Source organism: Haloactinomyces albus, assembly GCF_031458135.1.
Lineage (GTDB): Bacteria > Actinomycetota > Actinomycetes > Mycobacteriales > Pseudonocardiaceae > Haloactinomyces > Haloactinomyces albus.
Map to the genome: position 1 here is coordinate 391,499 of NZ_JAVDXW010000001.1, position 17,672 is coordinate 409,170.

General features: G+C 65.5%; 21 protein-coding genes. 11 read left to right on the forward strand and 10 right to left on the reverse strand.

Annotated elements, in window-relative coordinates; translation table 11 throughout:
- Positions 1 to 11 precede the first annotated feature (11 nt).
- The 6 genes from JOF55_RS01790 (at position 12) to JOF55_RS01815 (ending at position 4,067) form a co-directional block, all read left to right on the forward strand.
- A complete protein-coding gene (locus JOF55_RS01790) occupies positions 12 to 818 on the forward strand; it encodes an IclR family transcriptional regulator (RefSeq protein WP_310268536.1) in 807 nt (268 codons plus the stop codon).
- A 45-nt stretch (positions 819 to 863) separates the two neighbouring features.
- A complete protein-coding gene (locus tag JOF55_RS01795) occupies positions 864 to 1,262 on the forward strand; it encodes a DUF5313 family protein (protein WP_310268539.1) in 399 nt (132 codons plus the stop codon).
- Positions 1,263 to 1,367: 105 nt separating this feature from the next.
- Complete coding sequence (locus JOF55_RS01800) at positions 1,368 to 2,336, forward strand: hypothetical protein (protein ID WP_310268542.1); 969 nt, start codon at positions 1,368 to 1,370, stop codon at positions 2,334 to 2,336.
- 165 nt (positions 2,337 to 2,501) lie between these two features.
- Complete coding sequence (locus JOF55_RS01805; RefSeq protein ID WP_310268544.1) at positions 2,502 to 2,681, forward strand: hypothetical protein; 180 nt, start codon at positions 2,502 to 2,504, stop codon at positions 2,679 to 2,681.
- Positions 2,682 to 2,921: 240 nt separating this feature from the next.
- Positions 2,922 to 3,191, forward strand: a complete 270-nt coding sequence (locus tag JOF55_RS01810) for a GlsB/YeaQ/YmgE family stress response membrane protein (protein ID WP_310268547.1) — start codon at positions 2,922 to 2,924, stop codon at positions 3,189 to 3,191.
- A 237-nt stretch (positions 3,192 to 3,428) separates the two neighbouring features.
- Positions 3,429 to 4,067 (forward strand): class I SAM-dependent methyltransferase, encoded by a 639-nt coding sequence (locus JOF55_RS01815; RefSeq protein ID WP_374727353.1) that lies wholly within the window; start codon positions 3,429 to 3,431, stop codon positions 4,065 to 4,067.
- On the opposite strand, the gene JOF55_RS01820 is transcribed toward JOF55_RS01815, so the two are convergent.
- From JOF55_RS01820 to JOF55_RS01845, 6 genes are all read right to left on the reverse strand, one after another.
- The gene (locus JOF55_RS01820; protein WP_310268552.1) at positions 4,023 to 5,114 is read right to left on the reverse strand and encodes a prenyltransferase/squalene oxidase repeat-containing protein; all 1,092 of its coding nucleotides are present in this window, start codon (positions 5,112 to 5,114) and stop codon (positions 4,023 to 4,025) included. The two genes, JOF55_RS01815 and JOF55_RS01820, sit on opposite strands and share 45 nt — an antisense overlap.
- Complete coding sequence (locus JOF55_RS01825; RefSeq protein WP_374727201.1) at positions 5,107 to 5,832, reverse strand: class I SAM-dependent methyltransferase; 726 nt, start codon at positions 5,830 to 5,832, stop codon at positions 5,107 to 5,109. Before JOF55_RS01825 ends, JOF55_RS01820 begins: the two co-directional genes overlap by 8 nt.
- Before the next feature lie 4 nt (positions 5,833 to 5,836).
- Positions 5,837 to 7,075, reverse strand: a complete 1,239-nt coding sequence (locus tag JOF55_RS01830) for a glycosyltransferase family 4 protein (protein WP_310268555.1) — start codon at positions 7,073 to 7,075, stop codon at positions 5,837 to 5,839.
- A gap of 249 nt (positions 7,076 to 7,324) precedes the next feature.
- The gene (locus JOF55_RS01835; protein ID WP_310268558.1) at positions 7,325 to 8,371 is read right to left on the reverse strand and encodes an MBL fold metallo-hydrolase; all 1,047 of its coding nucleotides are present in this window, start codon (positions 8,369 to 8,371) and stop codon (positions 7,325 to 7,327) included.
- 111 nt (positions 8,372 to 8,482) lie between these two features.
- On the reverse strand, positions 8,483 to 8,728 hold the full coding sequence (locus tag JOF55_RS01840; protein ID WP_310268561.1) for a hypothetical protein: 246 nt from the start codon (positions 8,726 to 8,728) through the stop codon (positions 8,483 to 8,485).
- A gap of 335 nt (positions 8,729 to 9,063) precedes the next feature.
- Positions 9,064 to 10,446, reverse strand: coding sequence for an MFS transporter (locus JOF55_RS01845; RefSeq protein ID WP_374727354.1), 1,383 nt, complete (start codon positions 10,444 to 10,446; stop codon positions 9,064 to 9,066).
- Positions 10,447 to 10,692: 246 nt separating this feature from the next.
- Here JOF55_RS01845 and JOF55_RS01850 point away from each other — a divergent pair, with 246 nt between their 5' ends.
- The gene (locus tag JOF55_RS01850) at positions 10,693 to 11,544 is read left to right on the forward strand and encodes a sugar phosphate isomerase/epimerase family protein (RefSeq protein WP_310268567.1); all 852 of its coding nucleotides are present in this window, start codon (positions 10,693 to 10,695) and stop codon (positions 11,542 to 11,544) included.
- A gap of 130 nt (positions 11,545 to 11,674) precedes the next feature.
- Here the strand turns inward: JOF55_RS01850 and JOF55_RS01855 are convergent, their stop codons facing one another.
- Positions 11,675 to 12,682: a LacI family DNA-binding transcriptional regulator gene (locus JOF55_RS01855; protein WP_310268569.1), complete on the reverse strand. Its 1,008-nt coding sequence runs from the start codon at positions 12,680 to 12,682 to the stop codon at positions 11,675 to 11,677.
- Positions 12,683 to 12,845: 163 nt separating this feature from the next.
- Positions 12,846 to 13,382 carry a DUF488 domain-containing protein gene (locus tag JOF55_RS01860; protein ID WP_310268571.1) on the reverse strand — a complete coding sequence of 179 codons (537 nt, stop codon included), beginning with the start codon at positions 13,380 to 13,382 and terminating at the stop codon, positions 12,846 to 12,848.
- A 164-nt stretch (positions 13,383 to 13,546) separates the two neighbouring features.
- On the opposite strand from JOF55_RS01860, the gene JOF55_RS01865 reads away from it, so the two are divergent.
- On the forward strand, positions 13,547 to 14,389 hold the full coding sequence (locus JOF55_RS01865; RefSeq protein ID WP_310268574.1) for an MBL fold metallo-hydrolase: 843 nt from the start codon (positions 13,547 to 13,549) through the stop codon (positions 14,387 to 14,389).
- A 119-nt stretch (positions 14,390 to 14,508) separates the two neighbouring features.
- On the opposite strand, the gene JOF55_RS01870 is transcribed toward JOF55_RS01865, so the two are convergent.
- Positions 14,509 to 14,802 (reverse strand): PH domain-containing protein, encoded by a 294-nt coding sequence (locus JOF55_RS01870; protein ID WP_310268576.1) that lies wholly within the window; start codon positions 14,800 to 14,802, stop codon positions 14,509 to 14,511.
- Between the two features lie 112 nt (positions 14,803 to 14,914).
- Between JOF55_RS01870 and JOF55_RS01875 the strand changes: the two genes are divergently transcribed.
- Positions 14,915 to 15,115 carry a DUF2795 domain-containing protein gene (locus JOF55_RS01875; protein WP_310268577.1) on the forward strand — a complete coding sequence of 67 codons (201 nt, stop codon included), beginning with the start codon at positions 14,915 to 14,917 and terminating at the stop codon, positions 15,113 to 15,115.
- 116 nt (positions 15,116 to 15,231) lie between these two features.
- Here JOF55_RS01875 and JOF55_RS01880 read toward each other — a convergent pair whose 3' ends face one another.
- Positions 15,232 to 15,798, reverse strand: a complete 567-nt coding sequence (locus JOF55_RS01880) for a hemerythrin domain-containing protein (RefSeq protein ID WP_310268580.1) — start codon at positions 15,796 to 15,798, stop codon at positions 15,232 to 15,234.
- Between the two features lie 237 nt (positions 15,799 to 16,035).
- Between JOF55_RS01880 and JOF55_RS01885 the strand changes: the two genes are divergently transcribed.
- Entirely contained in the window at positions 16,036 to 16,203 is a 168-nt protein-coding gene (locus tag JOF55_RS01885) for a hypothetical protein (protein ID WP_310268582.1), read from the forward strand.
- A gap of 94 nt (positions 16,204 to 16,297) precedes the next feature.
- Complete coding sequence (locus JOF55_RS01890; protein WP_310268585.1) at positions 16,298 to 17,281, forward strand: TIGR03557 family F420-dependent LLM class oxidoreductase; 984 nt, start codon at positions 16,298 to 16,300, stop codon at positions 17,279 to 17,281.
- Positions 17,282 to 17,672: the final 391 nt, after the last annotated feature.

The following is a 17,672-nucleotide window of genomic DNA, read 5'->3' on the forward strand; positions in this document are numbered from 1 at the left end:
GTAACGCCAGCATGACCGACAACGGCGATCACGAGCAGCAGGACACCAAGAACACACCCTCGGTATTGCACAACGGCATCCGGGTGCTGCGGGCTTTCTCCGTCGACGAACCCGCCTTGGGGGTCACCGAGATCGCCCGCAGGGTCGAGCTCCACAAGAGCACCGCTTCCCGGATCCTCGGCCAGCTCGAACAGATGGATCTCGTCGTTCGCGACCCGGAAAGCGGCCGGTTCCGCCTCGGTCTGGGGCTGATCGGCCTGGCAGGCCCCCTGCTGGCCAATCTCGACGTCCGGCGCATCAGCTACCCCGCGCTGGAGCGGCTCACCGAGCGCACCGGCGAAACGAGCGCTCTGGTCGTGTGGAGCGGTCACGAATCCGTCTCGGTCGAACAGGTGCCCAGTCCCAAACAGGTCAAGCACACCACGCCGATCGGTACCCGCTACTCGACATCGGCGAGTGCCTCGGTACAGGTTTTCCTGTCCGAGCTCCCCGAAGGCCGGACTCGGGAGTTGCTCGAGCACGGACTGCTGCGCCACTCCCACCACGACGAACCCACCATACGTGCCTACCTCGACCGGCTCGCGGATGTACGTACCGACGGAGTGGCCATCAATGCCGGTGAGACCAACGTGGAAGAGGTCGGCATCAGCTCCCCGGTCCGCGACCACCGCGGGCAGGTGGTCGCGGCCCTGCTCCTGTCCGCACCCAGTTTTCGGGTCTCGTACGAACTGCGCACTCAACTGGCCGAGACCGTGCGCGTGACCGCGACAGAGGTCTCCGAACGACTCGGCGCGGGTAAATCCGACATCGGAGGATAATTTGTCGAGATGTCGTCATCGCTGTCGGATTGGACATTCTCGATCATGAGCAGGAAACGCCCGAATCCACTGCAGTGGCTCTGGTACGTCTACGGTGGCAGGCTCCCCGAGCGCCACCGGGAGTGGGTGCTGCACGACATCACCTGCCGTACCTGGGCAGTACGGCACATGATCAGAGCACTCGTCCAGGTCTCACCGGGACTGCTGTTGCTGCTGCTTCCGGGGCCCCTGTGGATCAGTGCCATGTCGCTGCTCGGCGGCGTGCTCATGGCGGTGTGGTACTCCGTGTCCGCCATGGAGGAGACGTGTGAGCATCGCCTGGCCAAGCACGGCTACCCGATCGGGACCGGACGCACGAAACGTGCGGAGGCCACCGCCTCGCTGCGCGCCGAGCAAGCCGCACGCTACGCCGCCCTGTACCGCAACCAGCCGGATCACGAGTAAGGGGCCCTTGTGCCGGTGTTTCCGGTTGAGCGGGCACTTCACCAGGGCCCCGATGAGTAGTTTCGCTCTGCCTGGTTCGGTTCGGATTCTGGTGGAGTGGCGGGGATGAGCGATCACGATGGTGCCGACGATGCTTCGGAAAGACCTCGGTTCGTCTCGGGGAGGGCAGTGGGGACCGCAGCACTGCTGGGGTTCAATCTCGTGCTGGTCGCCTGGTCGCTGCGCAGGCTTCCACTGCACGTCTTGTCCGTGGTACCGAGTTCGTCGCCGCAGCACGGTGTGGGAGACACGATCTTCCTGGTCTTCCTCTACGGCACTATCGCCGCTGTAGCAGTGGGTCACCTGTGGTTCATGGCTCGCATGATGCGGTTGTGCGGGACTTTGCGACCGGTGTCGACACTCCTGGTGGGAATTGCCGTGTCGGTGGCGCTGGTCCTTTTCACGGGTGTGCTGCTGTGGCCGTTGCTGGAGCCGGACCCACGCCGGGTGGCCTACGTCTTCGCATTTCCGCTGATGGGTGCGGTGGGGTGTGCGTCGGTGGTGCGGTTCGCACCTCGCACCACCGACGTTCCGAAGATACCCCGGACCACCTCCGCGGGGGCAGCCGCAGGCGCCGGAATGCTGGGTGTCAATTTCGTGCTGGTCACCTGGTCGTCGCTGATGTTCTGGGCGCTTTCCATGCTCGGAATGGGCATGTCGCCCAGGCAGGAGCCGCTGGGCCTCGTGGTTTCCGTTTATTGCGTCATCGCCGTTGTCGTGGTGTTGCAGGTGTGGTTCCTGATCCGCATGATGCGGTTGACCGGTGTCGCCAGGCCTGTGCCGATGCTGCTGTTGGCAGTCGGTGTCTCGATCGCGTTGGCTTTCGTGGCGGGGACGGTGCTGTGGGGCCTGTGGTTGCAGTGGCAGTGGGCATTCGGTTACGCGTTGGTCGTTCCCCTACTTTCGATACTGGCTGCCGTGAGTTTCGGCCTGACGGTGCGGCTCGCACACCGCACCAGGATTCTGCTGGTACTCGCGGTCGTGGCAACGATGGTCATCTTCGGTGGAGTACTCGTCCTGGTGGTGTTCCGGTAGTGGCCTCCGATCTCTCGGAAGTGTCCTGAGGCGGACATTCCGGTAGCACACGCGGATTGTTCCACGGTCGGCGCGCTCCCCCGGTCGAGTGAAATCCACGCACTGTGCGCTCGATCAGCCCCCAATCGAGTCGCCGACCGGCCGCACTGCCCGCATCATCGGGTAATGGCGTATCCCTCTCGACACGATGACGCGGGCAGCCTGCCCACGCTGCTGGCCGAGTACGGTTACCTCGCCACCCAGCTCACTGCAGCCTCCGCCACGTATGCCGAAAGAATCCGTACACGGCTGACCGAACTCGACGCCGACATCGAACGCCACATCGCAGCGATGCCCGACGAATAGTCGGCCACTCTTCGACGGTACTCCGGAAGCGGCGGCAATGCCCTCCGATGACGAACACGGGCCGGTCGGCACACTGCGGTGGATGACGGTCACTTCCGCTGCATGAAGCGATGCTTACCGGCTCCCCGCCGCCGATGCGCGCTCGGCGTGCCGCGGAGCAACGTAGAGTTGATGACGCACTGACCCGTTCGGTTGTCCCGGGGAAGCCCCGGGAACCGTTCCGCAGCAGGAGGACCAGTCATGATCGGATTCATCGTCGCCGGCCTGGTCATCGGTGCCTTGGCTCGCCTGGTCAAGCCCGGCAAGCAGAATCTCGGCATCCTCGCCACGTTGCTGCTGGGCCTTGTTGGTTCGGTGATCGGCGGAGTGATCGCGAACCTGCTCGGAACCGGGGGCATCTTCGAGCTCAACGTCATCGGTTTCATCGTCGCCGTCATCGCGTCGGTGGCCCTGATCGGGAGCGCCGAAAGCCTCACCAGTTCACGTCACAAGCAGCGAAACGTTCGCTGAGGCTCACGGCGGCCATCGCAGAGAGTCCGGATGTGCTGCTCGGCTATGCCGGTGGTTCCGCAGGTGGTCGAACCTCTCGAACCGGCAGGACGGTTCGACTCAGTAGGCTTGCCGTGGCGGTGGCAAGCGATCATCGCCACCCACCGGAAGGAGGAACCCGTGCAACAGGGAGCAGCGGCTCCCGGGCAGCCGGATCCCACGCAGGCGGCTGATGGTGCCCAGGCCCCGGCGACAGCGATGCCCACGGAACTACTGCAGCGGGCCGAGCAGGCAGTCGGATTCATGCCCGTCGACGAGGGGTTGGCGCTGCACCGGGCAACCGTGGATTACCTCGGGCAGGGACTCGCCCTCGAGGTCGGCACCTACTGCGGCAAGTCGGCGATCTACCTCGGCGCCGCCGCACGGGCCACCGGCGGCCTGGTGGTCACGGTGGATCACCACCGAGGCTCCGAAGAGCACCAGCCCGGCTGGGAGTACCACGACCCGGAGCTGGTCGATGCCCACACCGGACGGCTGGACACCCTGGGGGAGTTCCGCCGCACGATCGCCCGGGCCGGTCTGGAGGAGCAGGTCGTCGCGCTGGTGGGGCGTTCGCCGGTCACCGCCGCCTTCTGGCGCAGCCCACTGGCTCTGCTGTTCATCGACGGCGGCCACACCGACGCTGCCGCCGTCGCCGATTACGAAGGCTGGGCACCGTGGGTGGTTCCGGGAGGAGCACTCGTGATCCACGATGTCTTCCCCGATCCGAACGACGGCGGGCAGGCCCCCTACCGGATCTACCGGCGCGCGGTGGACAGCGCAGCGTTCCGTGAAATACGGACAGCAGGCTCCCTACGGGTGCTCGAGCGTATCGGAGGAGAGGTCGGGCGACTCTAGACAGGCACAACTCTCGACCGCCAACCCGGCAGGGAGATCATCGGCACGAAAGATCCCGCTGCCCGGGGTGGTTCGCGACAGAGCATCGGCGGCCAGTACAACGGCCGCACCGGTCCAGGTGGTGCGCTCCTCGGGCCAACGTTTGCCGTCGGCGTAGACCAGGCCGGTCCAGTAGGAACCGTTGGGATCACGCAGGTGCTGTATCGCGGTGAAAAGCTCCACGGCCGGAAGCCGCTCGCCCACCGCGTCCAGACTCAGCACCAGCTCGCAGGTCTCCGCGCCGGTGACCCACGGATGGTCGTCCACACAGCGCACCCCCAAGCCGTCGACCACGAAGTCCTCCCAACGGTCGAACAGCCGCCGCTTGCCGTCCTCGCCGCGCAACGCGCCGCCGAGGATCGGGTAGTACCAATCCATCGAGTAGCGGTGCTTCGGCGTGAACACTTCCGGGTGGTGGCGCAACGCATGTCCGAGCCTGCCGAGCGCGACCTCCCAGTCCGGTTGTGGCCTGCCGACGTGTTCGGCCAGTGCCAGCGCGCAACGCAAGCTGTGGTGGATGCTGGAGCATCCCGACAGCAGCGCCTCTCCCCCCGTCCTGCCGTTCCGGTCGAGCACCCAGTCGACCTCGCCGCGCTCACTTTGCACGCCCAGCACGAAATCCACTGCCCGACGGACCACGGGCCACATCCGTTCGGCAAAACCGTCGTCGCCGGTGACAGACAGATGGTGCCAGATCCCCACGGCCGGATAGGCGCAGAAGTTCGTGTCGGCAGCGGCGTCCTCCACCCGGCCCCCGCGGATCTGTAGTGGCCAGGAACCGTCCTGCCGCTGCGTCCGGCGTAACCAGTCGTAGGCGTGCTCGGCCTTGTCGAGGAAACCGGCCGCCGACAGCGCCATCGCGGACTCGACATGATCCCACGGGTCGACGTGCCCACCGGCAAACCACGGAATGGCGCCCGAACACTCCTGCACCGCTGCGATCGATCTCGCGGTTTCGACGACCCGGGCAGCCGGCAGCACTCCCTGCACCTCGGGAACGTCAGGCAACCCCCGCCTCCGGCTTGTGCAGATAAACCACGAGGCTTTTGCCGATCACCGGATCGAGCAACTGCTCGGCCGTCCGAGTCAACCACGGTCGCCGCATGAGATCCCACACCAGCAACCGGTGATACAGCTTCGTCAGCGGATGATCCTCGCGTTCCACACCCACCGCACACTTCAGCCACCAGTACGGGGAGTGCAGCGCGTGTGCATGATGCCGGTGCACCGGGCGCAGGCCCGCCTTGCGCAACCGGGCGAGCAGTTCGGCGACCGTGTAGATCCGCACGTGACCGCCCTCGACCTGGTGGTAGACATCCGACAATGCCCAGCACACCCGCTCGGGCAGCCAACTCGGAACGGTCACGGCGACGCGGCCTCCCGGCTTGACCACACGCACGAGCTCGTGCATGGCTTTCTCGTCCTCCGGGAGGTGCTCCAGGATCTCGGAGGCGATGACGTGGTCGAAGGACTCGTCCGGAAAGGGCAGCTCCAGTGCGTCACCGGCCATCGTGGTCGCACTGGCACCGGACGGCACCTGGTTCTCGGCTTCCATGGCGGTGAACATCGTCGCCACGTTCTCCAACTCGGCGACGTCCTGGTCGAAGGCCACGACCCGCGCACCCCGCCGGTACATCTCGAATGCGTGCCGCCCGGCACCGCAGCCCAGGTCCAGTACGTGCTGCCCCGCTCGGACACCGAGCGTGGTGAAGTCCACTGTCAGCAATGCTTCACTGCCTTTCCCGCATCTCCTCGATCGCCTCCGTGTAGCAGTCCACCGTGGCCGCGGCCACGGACTCCCAGCTGTACCGGTGCAGTACCCGCCGCCGTCCGGACTCGCCCAGTCGACGCCGCCGCTGCGGGTCCTCGAACAGCTCCCCCAGTGCCCGCGCGAGGTCTTCGGCGTCACCGGGCTCGACGAGGTCCGCACTCCGCCCGTCCGGACCGACGACCTCGGGGATCGCACCCGCCCGGCTGGCCACCAGCGGGGTCGCACAGGCCATGGCCTCGACGGTGGGCAGTGAGAACCCCTCGTAGAGCGAGGGCACACAGGCGATCTCCGCGGAACCCAGCAGACCGGCGAGTTCGTCATCATCGAGGCCACCGACCGTGTGCACGGCGTCACCGATAGCGAGCTCCTCGATCAACCGTTCGGTCGGTCCTCCCGGAATCGGCTTGGCGACCAGGACGAGCTCCACCTCCCGTTCGGTGCGCAGCTTGGCGACCGCCTCCAGGAGGGTGCCGATCCCCTTCAACGGAGTGTCCGCACTGGCCATGGCGACGATGCGCCCGGGAACTCTCGGAGTGGCAGGAGGACGGAACACCGTGGGGTCCACACCGAGCGGGACCGTGGTGATCCGCTCCGGCGAAACACCGAAGTCGGTGCTGATATCCATCGCCGACGAGCGGGACACCGTCAGCAGCTTCGGGAGTTTCCTGGCCACCCGAGCCTGCATGCGCAGGAAGCCGTACCAGCGGCGCACGGTGAGCTTGCGCCACCACGTGGCCGCGGCCAGGTCGACCCGGCGATCGTGCGTGATGGGGTGGTGCACTGTCGAGACCAGCGGAATCCCGGCACGATGCAGCGAGAGCAGGCCATTGCCCAGCGACTGGTTGTCGTGGACGACGTCGAACTCGTCGGCACGAGCGTGCAGCATCTTCGCCACGCGGAGACTGAAGGTCCACGGCTCGGGGAAACCGGCTGTCCACATCGTTGCGAGTTCGGCGACATCGATCGGATCCCGGAACTCGCGCCAGTGCGGGGTCCGGAACGGATCGGACTCGCGGTACAGGTCCAGACTGGGGACCGGGGTGAGCCGCACACCGGGGTCGAGATCGGGATACGGCTGTCCGGAAAACACCTCCACGTCATGCCCGAGCGCCGTCAACCCGCGGCTGAGACGCTGCACGTAGACGCCTTGACCGCCGCAGTGCGGCTTACTCCGGTACGACAGGAGTGCTATTCGCACGGTTCACCTCACGCAGCCGCCACAGCATGGACCGAATACACGAAAACATGCTCCCAGCGGAACACGTTCGTTCAGCTTATCCCGTCGGGATGACGGCTCGATCGGCCTCCCGCGAACACCGAACGGGCGGCTCCGCGGAGACCACACCGCGACAGCGCACGGTGGCCGGCCGAGCCGAGGTGGCGCTACGCCGCCACGACCGCTCCGAGACGATCGTGGCAGCAGGGCAGGTCCTTGCCGGGAAATCCCTCACTCCGGTGCGGATGTCGATGCCGTCCGGTATTCCACGATCCCGTCCACCATCGAGGATCGCAGGGAGTCACGGGTGACGAGCACATCCAAGTGCGCAGCCGTTTCACCGACGGCGAGTATCCGGTTGAATACGTCGAGTTCGTCCAGACGCCGGTTGTGCCGCGTCCAACCGAGCTTGAGCGCTGCCTCGTAAGCTGTGCCCGCACCATCCTCGATCGCCTGCGCGGTCAGCGCCAGGCGGTCGTCGTGGTGGGCGATCAGCTCGTCGATGCGGCTGTGCACGCTGCCGGTGACCGGCCCGTGCGCAGGAAGCAGGCGCATGTCCGGGTAACCTCGCATCAGCCGCAGCGAATCGAGATAGTCCCCGAGCGGTAACTGCGCACGCGCCGGTTCCAGCCCGATGGACGGAGTGATGTGCGGCAGCACGTGGTCTCCGGAGAACAGCAGCGAGGACTCCGCATCGAGAAAGACCACGTGACCTCGGGTGTGCCCCGGTGTGGGAACGGCACGCAGCGTGCGAGTCGCCAGTTCGATCTCCGTGGTGCCCTCGATCCAGTCGTCCGGCAACTCGTAGTGATCCCGCGATTGCCCGTCCCCCTGCCTGTTGGCTTCGACCAGCTCGGTGAGTTCGGCTGCACCCCACCGCCGCAACTGGGACAGCTGACCGTCCGCACGCCCGGCGATGATGGCCTCCAGGGAGGGCTGCTCGCCGATGCCCAGACTCACGCTCGTGCCGAACGTCCTGCGCAGCGTCACGCCGAGCGTGTAGTGGTCCCGGTGCACATGCGTCACCAGGAACCTCCGCACATCCTCGAAGCCGTAGCCGATCTTGCCGAGCGCCGTTTCGAGCTGCTCGCGTGCTTCCTCCAGTGCCCATCCCGAATCGATGAGCACCAGGTCGCCACCATCCTCGATGGCGTACACATTGACCGCGCGCAGCCCGTCACTGGGCAGGGGAAGCGGAATTCGGTGTATCCCCGGAGCGACCTCGAACGCGCCCGGCTCGATCCAGGCATGCCGTTCCCGCGTGCCACCGTTCGACAAGTCAACCTCCCGGATTCGCCGTTGCCGCCCCAGACTACTTCCGGCGAGGAACGTGCCGGACCGGGTCGGGTCCGTCGACCGCAGCGAGAACGTGCACCGGATCGGAGGTGGTCACGCGAACACCTTGCGGAACCTCGTCGCGGAACCCTCCCGGACAGAACCGTGCCGGGCATCCTCGGTGTGGTCCCCGACGAAGAACGCCGAGACCAACGAACCGATACACGCCAGGGCAAGGAAACCCGCCACCAGGCCCCAACCTCCGTTGTCCGCCGTAACCAGCGCACCGATACCAGCGCCCAACGCCGCTCTTCGCGCGTGCCTTCTGTTGGCGAGGGTCGGGTTCTCGTGGGAATTCACCTGTCTCTCCGTTTACTTCAACTCGGGCCGAGCGGGCCGACTGCCCTCGGCGTGCTCGTCGCCGCCCGTGGTGGTACTGCGATGGCGGACGCGAACACACCAATTTGTTCTTCATGCGAACTTTTGTTACGAAAGCGCACCAAAAAAGGTAGGCTGGGATATCGAACGTGTCAACGAGCACACCTCGGCCCGGATTCCGGGCTCGCTCACCCCTGCCGGATGTCCGGCCTCTCCGGCGGCAGCGGGTCAGTCGAACACGGTGACGGCTCCACCGTCCCTGTCGGAGACCGACCTTGCCGCCGCCCACACCGGACTTCGCTCCTTGCCACACGCGGTCAGGTCGGCACACTCCGGACCACCTCGTCCTGGGTGCCCCGCTGAGTGTCCTGTGCGTCACCCCCGGTCTTCTTGATCCCCAAGTCCTCCAACGGGGTCTGGTAGGTCTCCCGAGCCGTGGCCGCGGCGATGGCGGAGACAACGCAGATGATGGCGGTCATCCAAGCAACCGGCGCCCAGTCGTCCGCACGGCCACCGACGAGCGCGGTGGCCACTGCCGGGGTGAACCCGGCAGTGATGAGGCCGATCTGCAGTCCGATGGCCATCCCCGTATAGCGGACACGCACGGTGAACATTTCGGTGAAAAAGGCCGGATAGATACCGTTCGGCATGCTGTACAGCACTCCGGTGAGCAGCAGTCCGACCGTGAAGATCAGGAAGAAGTTGCCGGCTGTGATCGCAGCGAAGTAGGCGAAGATGAGCACGGCGCACCCGAGGCAACCGATGACGAACACCGGCTTACGACCGAGGCGGTCGGCGACGTAGCCCGATAGCGGCTGGAAGATCAGCGCCACCACGTTGGAGAGCACGGCCACCTGGAGCATGAGAGAACGGTCCAGCCCCACCGTACCGGTGGCATATTGCAGGGCGAACACGGTGACCATCGTGTTCACCATGGTGAACAGCGAGCACAGAGCAAGACGAAGCACGTCCGACCAGTGATTCCTGATCATCTCGGCGAACGGCAGCTTGGCAGCGTGGTTGTCCTTGGCTTCTTCCTCGAAAATTTCCGGCTCATCGAGAGTGCGGCGAACGAAGTAGGCAACCACGAGCACGACGATGCTCGACCAGAACGGGATGCGCCATCCCCAGCTGTACAACTGCTCATCGGGCATGCCGGCAACCGGAATGAAAACCAAACTGGCCAGGACGATACCGGAGGAAATTCCGTTCATCGTCCAGCTGCCGTAGAAAGAGCGCTTGTCGGAAGGTGCGTGCTCGATGATCAGGGAACTGGCTCCCGCCGTTTCGCCACCAGCGGAGACGCCCTGCAGCAAACGAAGCGCCACCAGCAGCACGGGCGCCCAGATGCCGATGGCATCGTAGCTGGGCAGACAGCCGATGAGAAAGGTCCCCGACCCCATCAGCAGCAGCGTCAGGAGCAGCACTTTCTTTCGTCCGAGTTTGTCACCGAAGTGACCGAGGATGACTGCGCCGAAAGGGCGTGCCACGTAAGCCACACCGAATGTTGCCAGCGACATCAGGGTGCCCACAGCGCCCGAGCCGGGAAAGAATATGGTGTCGAACACCAACGCGGCGGCCGAGGCGTAAATAAAGAAGTCGAAATATTCGAGCATACCGCCCAGGTAGCTGGCCAAGGCAGCGCGTTTCGCCTGGTTCCGCGGTGGGGGATTCTTCGAGTTGACCGTGTTGCTCAGCACTGACACGACGAACCTTTCTGGTGTAGGTGCTCCCGGAGCAGTCCCGTGCAGCTTTGCGAGGAGAGGGGGCCTTGCCTGTGGATGACTACGTAGTCAATAATGTTGCGAAGACAGTAGAGACGCACATCACGAGCTGTCAAGAGCCGATCCGACGGCGGTAGGCCCTGTCGCCTCGCCCGCCCGCTCATCGACCACGACCGCTGCCTGCGTCCGCACACCCGAAACTCAACCAGCGAGAGAGACGACGTGAGCACCACCCCGATCGGCATCGCCCACCTGACACTGCTGCACTGCTCGCCACCGCGCCTGGTGGAGATTGCAGCCGAGACCGGCTTCGACTTCGTCGGCCTACGGATCTCACCAGCCACTCCGGGCGAGTCCCCCTACCCCATGGCGGGGCCGGACTCGATGCTCGCCGAAACCTGTACACGTCTTCGGGAGACCGGTGTGCACGTTCGCGACGTCGAGGTGTTCACCCTGGACGGGACCACCACGAAGCAGCAGTGGGAACCCGTGCTGGAGGTCGGAGCCCGACTCGGCGCCACCCATCTCAACGTCATCGCTGCCGATGAGGACCTCCCGCGCCTCACCGCGACCCTGGCGGAATTGACCGAGGAAGCGGCCGCCTACAACATCCGGCCCGCTCTGGAGCCGATCACCTACCGCACGGTGCACAGTGTTCCGGTCGCCGCCGACATCGCCACCCGCACGGGCAGCGCCATCTGCCTCGACGCACTGCACTTCCACCGTTTCGGCGGCACCGTGGAGCAGCTTCGGGCTCTCGATCCGGACCTGCTTCCCTACGTCCAACTGTGTGACGCTCCCCTGCGAGAGCCATCGAATCTGCCCCGGCCGCAGCACATGCCCCTCGGCCAGAGCACGGACGGCAGCGACTTGCAACTCGAGTCCCGCGCGGTTCGTGGACTTCCCGGCGCAGGCGAACTGCCGCTGCACGAGCTCGTGGCAGCACTTCCCGCGAACACACCGATCAGCGTCGAGGCACCGGCCGTGGACCTCGCCACCGAACTGGGAGACGAGGAGTTCGCTCGGCGGGCACGGAAAGCAGTGTCCCCATACATCGGCAATCGCCTCGCCTGACCCGGCATTGTGGACCCGGCACACCGCTGTCGGCAAGGACGGCCTCCGCCTTCGGTGGTAGCCACCGAGGGCGGAGGCTCCAGCCGGGAGTGGGGCCTGGCCGGGAGTGGGGCCTGGTCGGGAGTGGGTCCTAGTCGGGAGTGGGGCCTGCGGTACGACGTTCGACCAGTTCGACATCGAAGATCTTGCGCTGACATACATGGTCGGCGCCGTGTTCGATCCGGTCGAGCAGGGTTCGCACGGCAGCGCGCGCCATCTCGTCGAGTGGCTGGTGCACAGTGGTCAGTCCGATCATGGACCAGCCGGACATGGTGAGATCGTCGAAGCCCAGCACGGAGAGATCGTCGGGAACTCGCACCCCACGCCGATTCGCCGCGTCGAGGACGCCATAGGCGACGATGTCACTGGTACACAGCACGGCGGTGGGAGCCGGATCCCGGTCAAGCAGTTCCTCGGCTGCCGTGTACCCACGGGCATGGGACAGGTGACCACTACGAACCAGTTCCGGATCCAGCGGACAGCCGAGCCGATCCAGGGCTTGCCCGAAGAACTCGGTACGGTCCCGGCCCGCCGAGGTGTCGGGCCTTCCGGAGATCAGCGCGATCCGACGGTGACCGAGGTCGACGAGATACTGCGCCACCCTGTCGCAGGCGGCGCGGTCGTCGGCAAGCACCCTGTCCACATCCACGTGGTCGACATCGCGGTTGAGCAGGACCAGCGGCATTCCGTTGCCGAGGAACTCGGCCACTGCCGGTGAGTCCACGGTCGCGGCGGCGAACACGATCCCGTCGACGGTGTTTCCGCGCAGTGCTTCGAGATCCTGCGGTCCACTGTCGCCCAGCCCCTGACTGAACAGCATCATGCGGTAGCCCGCGGCGCTGAGTTCGGCGTGGATCGTCGCGGTCTCCTCCGGATACAACGGATGGGAGATGTCGGGAACGACCACTGCGACCGTGTTGGTGCGATTGGTGATCAGTGTGCGCGCCGCGGTGTTGGGGGTATAACCGAGGCGACGAGCCACGTCGAGAACATGCTCCCTGGTGGCGGATGCCACCAACGGATCCCCGCGCAATGTGCGGGACACCGTGGTCTGGGAAACCCCGGCCTCGCGGGCCACGTCCCACCCGTTGGGCACCATACACTCCCTACTATACCGGTTCGCCCGTTCCAGGATATCGCCCGGAGCGACGAGCCCGGCCGGGCGCTTCGAGCACTTCTTCGTTCGTGCTCGGCACACCACAACGGTCTCCCCTGCGAATGTGGCAGTCCGGACAAAGCAGGAAGCCTGCTGTCGTCCTGCTTCATTCGAGCTGCTGACCTGCGTCGTAGACCAGCAGCCCGTCCTCGCGGAGACGAGCACCCTCGAGGGGAGGATGCTCGGTCAGGCGACCGTCATGCATCAGGTGTTCGACCGTGATCCCGTGTACCAGTCGGGCGTAATCGGCGATCATGCGGCGATGACACCGCCACCACACGCTCTCGCTGCACATCACCGCACCGGGATGCCCTTCTCCTGTTCCGGCGAGCAGATCCTCGATGCCCGCACGGAACTCCGCGGTGCGCATGTGCCCCGCGTAGGCACGAAAGGCGCGATGTCGCCATACCCGATCCGGCGAGTCCTCGGCGAGTTTCCGGAAACCGCCGAGCCGCTTGTCCCACCGGTATTCGATCCCCCGTGCAGGCAGGGATCGTTCGAGCTCACTACGGGCGAACTGCGGATTCCGCCTGCTGCCCGGCGCGCTGCGCACATCGACGACAAGCGCCACACCGGCCTGCCCGAGAAGCTCGGCGAACTCCTCCAGGGAGGCGGTGCCGTGCCCCACCGTCAACAACCGCACGATGGTTCACCTCCGGTACGGGGTTACCAGATGCCAGCCGTGGCACACCGTCCTCGACCGGCACCCCACCGATGGGCAGCACGGCGCCGAACTGTGTCTCCGTGGGAGCATTGCTGGGTATTCCGGGCGGGAACGCACTGCACAGCCAGTACGAAGGAGCCGCCATGACCACGGCGATCGAGCTTACCGGGCAAAAAACCGAGGACTTCGGCGAAGGCGAAGTGTACTTCATCGGGAATGCCACGACTCTCATCCGCTACGCGGGCTTCACCATCCTGACCGATCCGACGTTTCTGCACCAAGGCGAGCACGTACACCTCGGACACGGCACGTACGCGCGTCGTGAGGTCGAACCGGCATGCCAGATCGCCGATCTCCCTCCGCTCGACCTCATCGTCCTGTCCCATCATCACGGCGACCATTTCGACGACGTGTCCGCTCGGGAACTCGACAAGAGCCTTCCGATCATCACCAATGACCACGCCGTGCGGCAGCTCACCGAGCAGGGATTCACCGGCGGACATGCCTTGGATACCTGGCAGTCCCAGGACATCGTCAAAGGCGATGCGAGCCTGCGGATCACCTCGATGCCCGGCAAGCACGCACCGGACCACGTGGCGGGCTTACTACCGCCGGTGATGGGGTCCGTGCTCGACTTCCACCACGGTGACGATCACCGCTTCCGGCTCTACATCACCGGCGACACCCTGCTGCATGACCGCCTCCACGACATTCCCCGGTGGTACCCCGGCATCGACCTGGCACTGGTGCACGCGGGAGGAACGACGCTGCTGGGCACCGTGGTGACCATGACCGGAGAGCAGGCCGTGCAGGCCGTGGAAATCGTCCAGCCCCGCGAAGCGGTTCCCATCCACTACAACGACTACTCCGTCTTCCAGTCCGGTCTCGACGATCTCCGGAGAGCAGCCGAAGTCTCCGCCGTGAGCACGGAGTTTCACTACCTCCACCACGGAGAGTCGCATCTCTTCCGGCCGTCCGTGCGCTGATAAGGCCTCCGGAGTCGAGAGCTCCCGGGCCGCTCGGAACTCGAAGGATGCCCACCCATCTCGCCGCCACCGGGTACACGAGGTGGGTGGGTCCTCCGATGCGCGATGGTGCTGCGTGTTCAACCGGGTTCACCGCGACGTTTGCGGTGCAGCACCCAGAAGAAGTCGACCAGGGCCACCGCACCGAGCACGAGAAGAATCCAGCCGAACCAGGCCAGCGGCGGAAGGTAATACAGCACCAAGATCGCGAAGACGGTGCAGAACACGAATCCGAAACCGGCCAGCCACAACCGCAGTGTCAGCGCGCTCAGTCCGGAGGGCGCACCGGTGACCCGGGCGAACAGGTCATGGTGACCGGGAAGGCCACGTTCGTATTCGGTGCGGTCCCGCTTGCCGTCGCGTTTTCCTCGCATCACGCCTCGCTACTACCCAACTTCCGGCGGCGGCCACACGCACACCCGAGGATTAGCTCACGCTGTCACGGGTAACAGCAGGGCAGGACATCGACCCGGGAGGTGGTTCAGGATGACGCAGCAACCCGACCCGCTACACGTACAGGAGTTCCTGGCAGGCATCGTCGACTACCCGGTGAGCAAAGAACAGTTGGTTCGCAATGCCGAACAGGCCGGAGCCGACGACGAGGTGCTCCGTGCCCTGCGCACTCTCCCCGACCGCACCTACGACGGGGCCGATGCCGTCAGCGCCGAGGTCGCACAAGGCACCTGATCCCGCACGCTGCCCTCGCCTCGGCGAGGGCAGCGCCGCGTTCGGGATGGGGTTGAAGTTTTTGGGAAAACCGGCAGTCCCACCAGGACAAACCGGACACGCACCAGCGCCGGGCGCTAGTGCGAACGGCCGGTGAGCGCGTCACGGGCCCTGTCGACAAGCCCGGTCCCCGGATCGAGGAGCTTGTTCATGGGCGGCTGGGTGGGCGAGGAGGGGTGCGGCCGGGTCGGCGCGGTGTCCTTGGCCTGCTGAATCTTGCCACCGAGTTCTTCGAGTCGTTCGTTGCTGCAGGACTGCCGGAGTTTCGGGAACAGGTCGTTTTCCTCGTCCTGCACGTGGTGACGAATCGACGAGATCAACTCGCCGGCGGTGGTGGTGAATTGCTCGTCGTTCGGATCGAGACCTTCGAGCTGTTTCATCGTCTGTTCGGCCTCGGCATGTTCCGCGATCTCGTGATCGGCGATCTCGTTGCCGTCGGGCAGGCTCTCCCGCGCCACCGGGTACAGGTACTGCTCCTCGGCGACGGAGTGCCGGACGAGTTCGGTGATGATGTGGTCGATGAGATTGCGCCGCTGTTCGGGCGCACCGTCACCGCTCTCGAATTCCTGGAACGCCTCTTCCACACTGCGGTGGTCGGCAATGAGCATGCCGATCATGTCGCGCTGCCGGGTTGCCTCGGACATCGGTTTTCCTCCCTGGGTCGTCGGTCCGTCTCCGCTACGAGATACCTACCCAGAGACGAGGACGTCCATACATCGCCATGGCAACCGGCACACACACGGGATTACGGAGCGCTTCTCCGGGGTAGCCGTGAGATATCTGCGAGGACACCGATATCCACAGCAGTGCAATCGCTGCCGTGGTGCGGCTCGCGTCGATCGCGCCCTCGCTCTCGCACGATGAGGAAACAGGCGATTCCGATGCACCATCCTGATCCGAAAGTCATCGCGGACACGGAGGCGGACGACGCGATTGCGGAGTCCATCGCTCCCGGTCAGCGTGGTTATCCGAGCCGTTTTCCGACCCAGGCGGAAATCGAGCCGAACGGGGACGAGCAGGACAGTTCGATCTGCCGCGGTTACGACTGAGCAGTCCGATCCTCGATTATCGGCCTCGCCCGGGGAACGGCGAACACACGCTCGTCAGCGCGCCCGTGCGCCGGGATTCTGCCAAGCTGAGGGCATGGTTCGGTTCGGATACACGCTGATGACCGAGCAGTCCGGCCCGCAGGCGCTGGTGCGGCATGCACCGCTGGCGGAACGGGCCGGTTTCGACTTCGAGGTCATGAGCGATCACCATTCGCCCTGGCTGGAATCGCAAGCCCACTCCCCGTACGCCTGGAGCGTGCTCGGGGCGGTCACGCAGGCGACCGAGCGGATCGAACTGATGACCTACGTGACCTCTCCGATCATTCGTTATCATCCTGCCGTGGTCGCGCAGAAGGCCGCCACCATCGCACTGCTCTCGGATGGTCGGTTCACGCTGGGTCTGGGCGCGGGGGAAAATCTCAATGAGCACGTGGTCGGCCGTGATTGGCCTCCGGTGAAGGTGCGTCACGAGATGCTGTCCGAAGCCCTGGACATCATCGACGCACTGTTCGGCGGCGACTACGTCGACTACATCGGCAGGCACTACCGCGTCGATTCGGCCAAGTTGTGGGACCTTCCGAACAAGCGCCCACCGGTGGCGATCGCGGTGTCCGGCTCCCGGTCGATCCGATCCTTCGCACCTCGAGCCGATGCGATGATCAGCACGGAACCGAATGCGCAACTGTGCCGGTCCTGGGATGCCGCGGGCGGTTCCGCGCGCAAGATCGGTCAGCTTCCGGTGTGCTGGGACACCGATCGGGAGGCCGCCGTCCAGCGCGCGCACGAGCAGTTTCGCTGGTTCGCCGGAGGATGGAAGGTCAACGCCGAACTCCCCGCACCATCGAGCTTCACCGCTGCCACGCAGTTCGTCCGACGCGAGGATGTGGCAGCCAACATTCCCTGCGGGGCCGAGATCGAACCCATCGTTGCGTCCGTCTCGGCTTTCCGGAAGGCCGGATACACCGATATCGCGCTCGTCCAGATCGGTGGTGACCAGTACCAAGACGGCTTCTTCGACGTCGCCGAACGCGAACTGCTGCCCGCCCTGCGCGAAGCGGCCGAGAAGGACACCCCGTAGGCGCTTACCGCACACTCCTCAACGGCGAGTCGCACAAGTACCGGAGCTGATCGTTCACCCGCGGGTTCACGGGCGCGGTGCCCGTCGCTGCCACCGTGGATGTCGCGACCGTGACCGCCTCGTCGCGGCAAGGCAGCGAGGACACAAGCGAACGTCGGTCGGCCGGTCCTCCGCGGACTCCACTGTCCATATCGCGTCGGTCCACGGCACATGCGGGAACCGTCCGAGTCGTGATCGGCTCAGCGCCAGACCACACTGGGTCTGGTTCCTACCTGCGCGCCAAGCATGCAGGTCACCCCAGGGCTCGCGGATGCCGTCGGCATCGGTGCGCCTGCTCGAGGCGGCCACCGCGAGCTTTCCCGCCGAAACCATCACTGCTCACCGCTGCAAT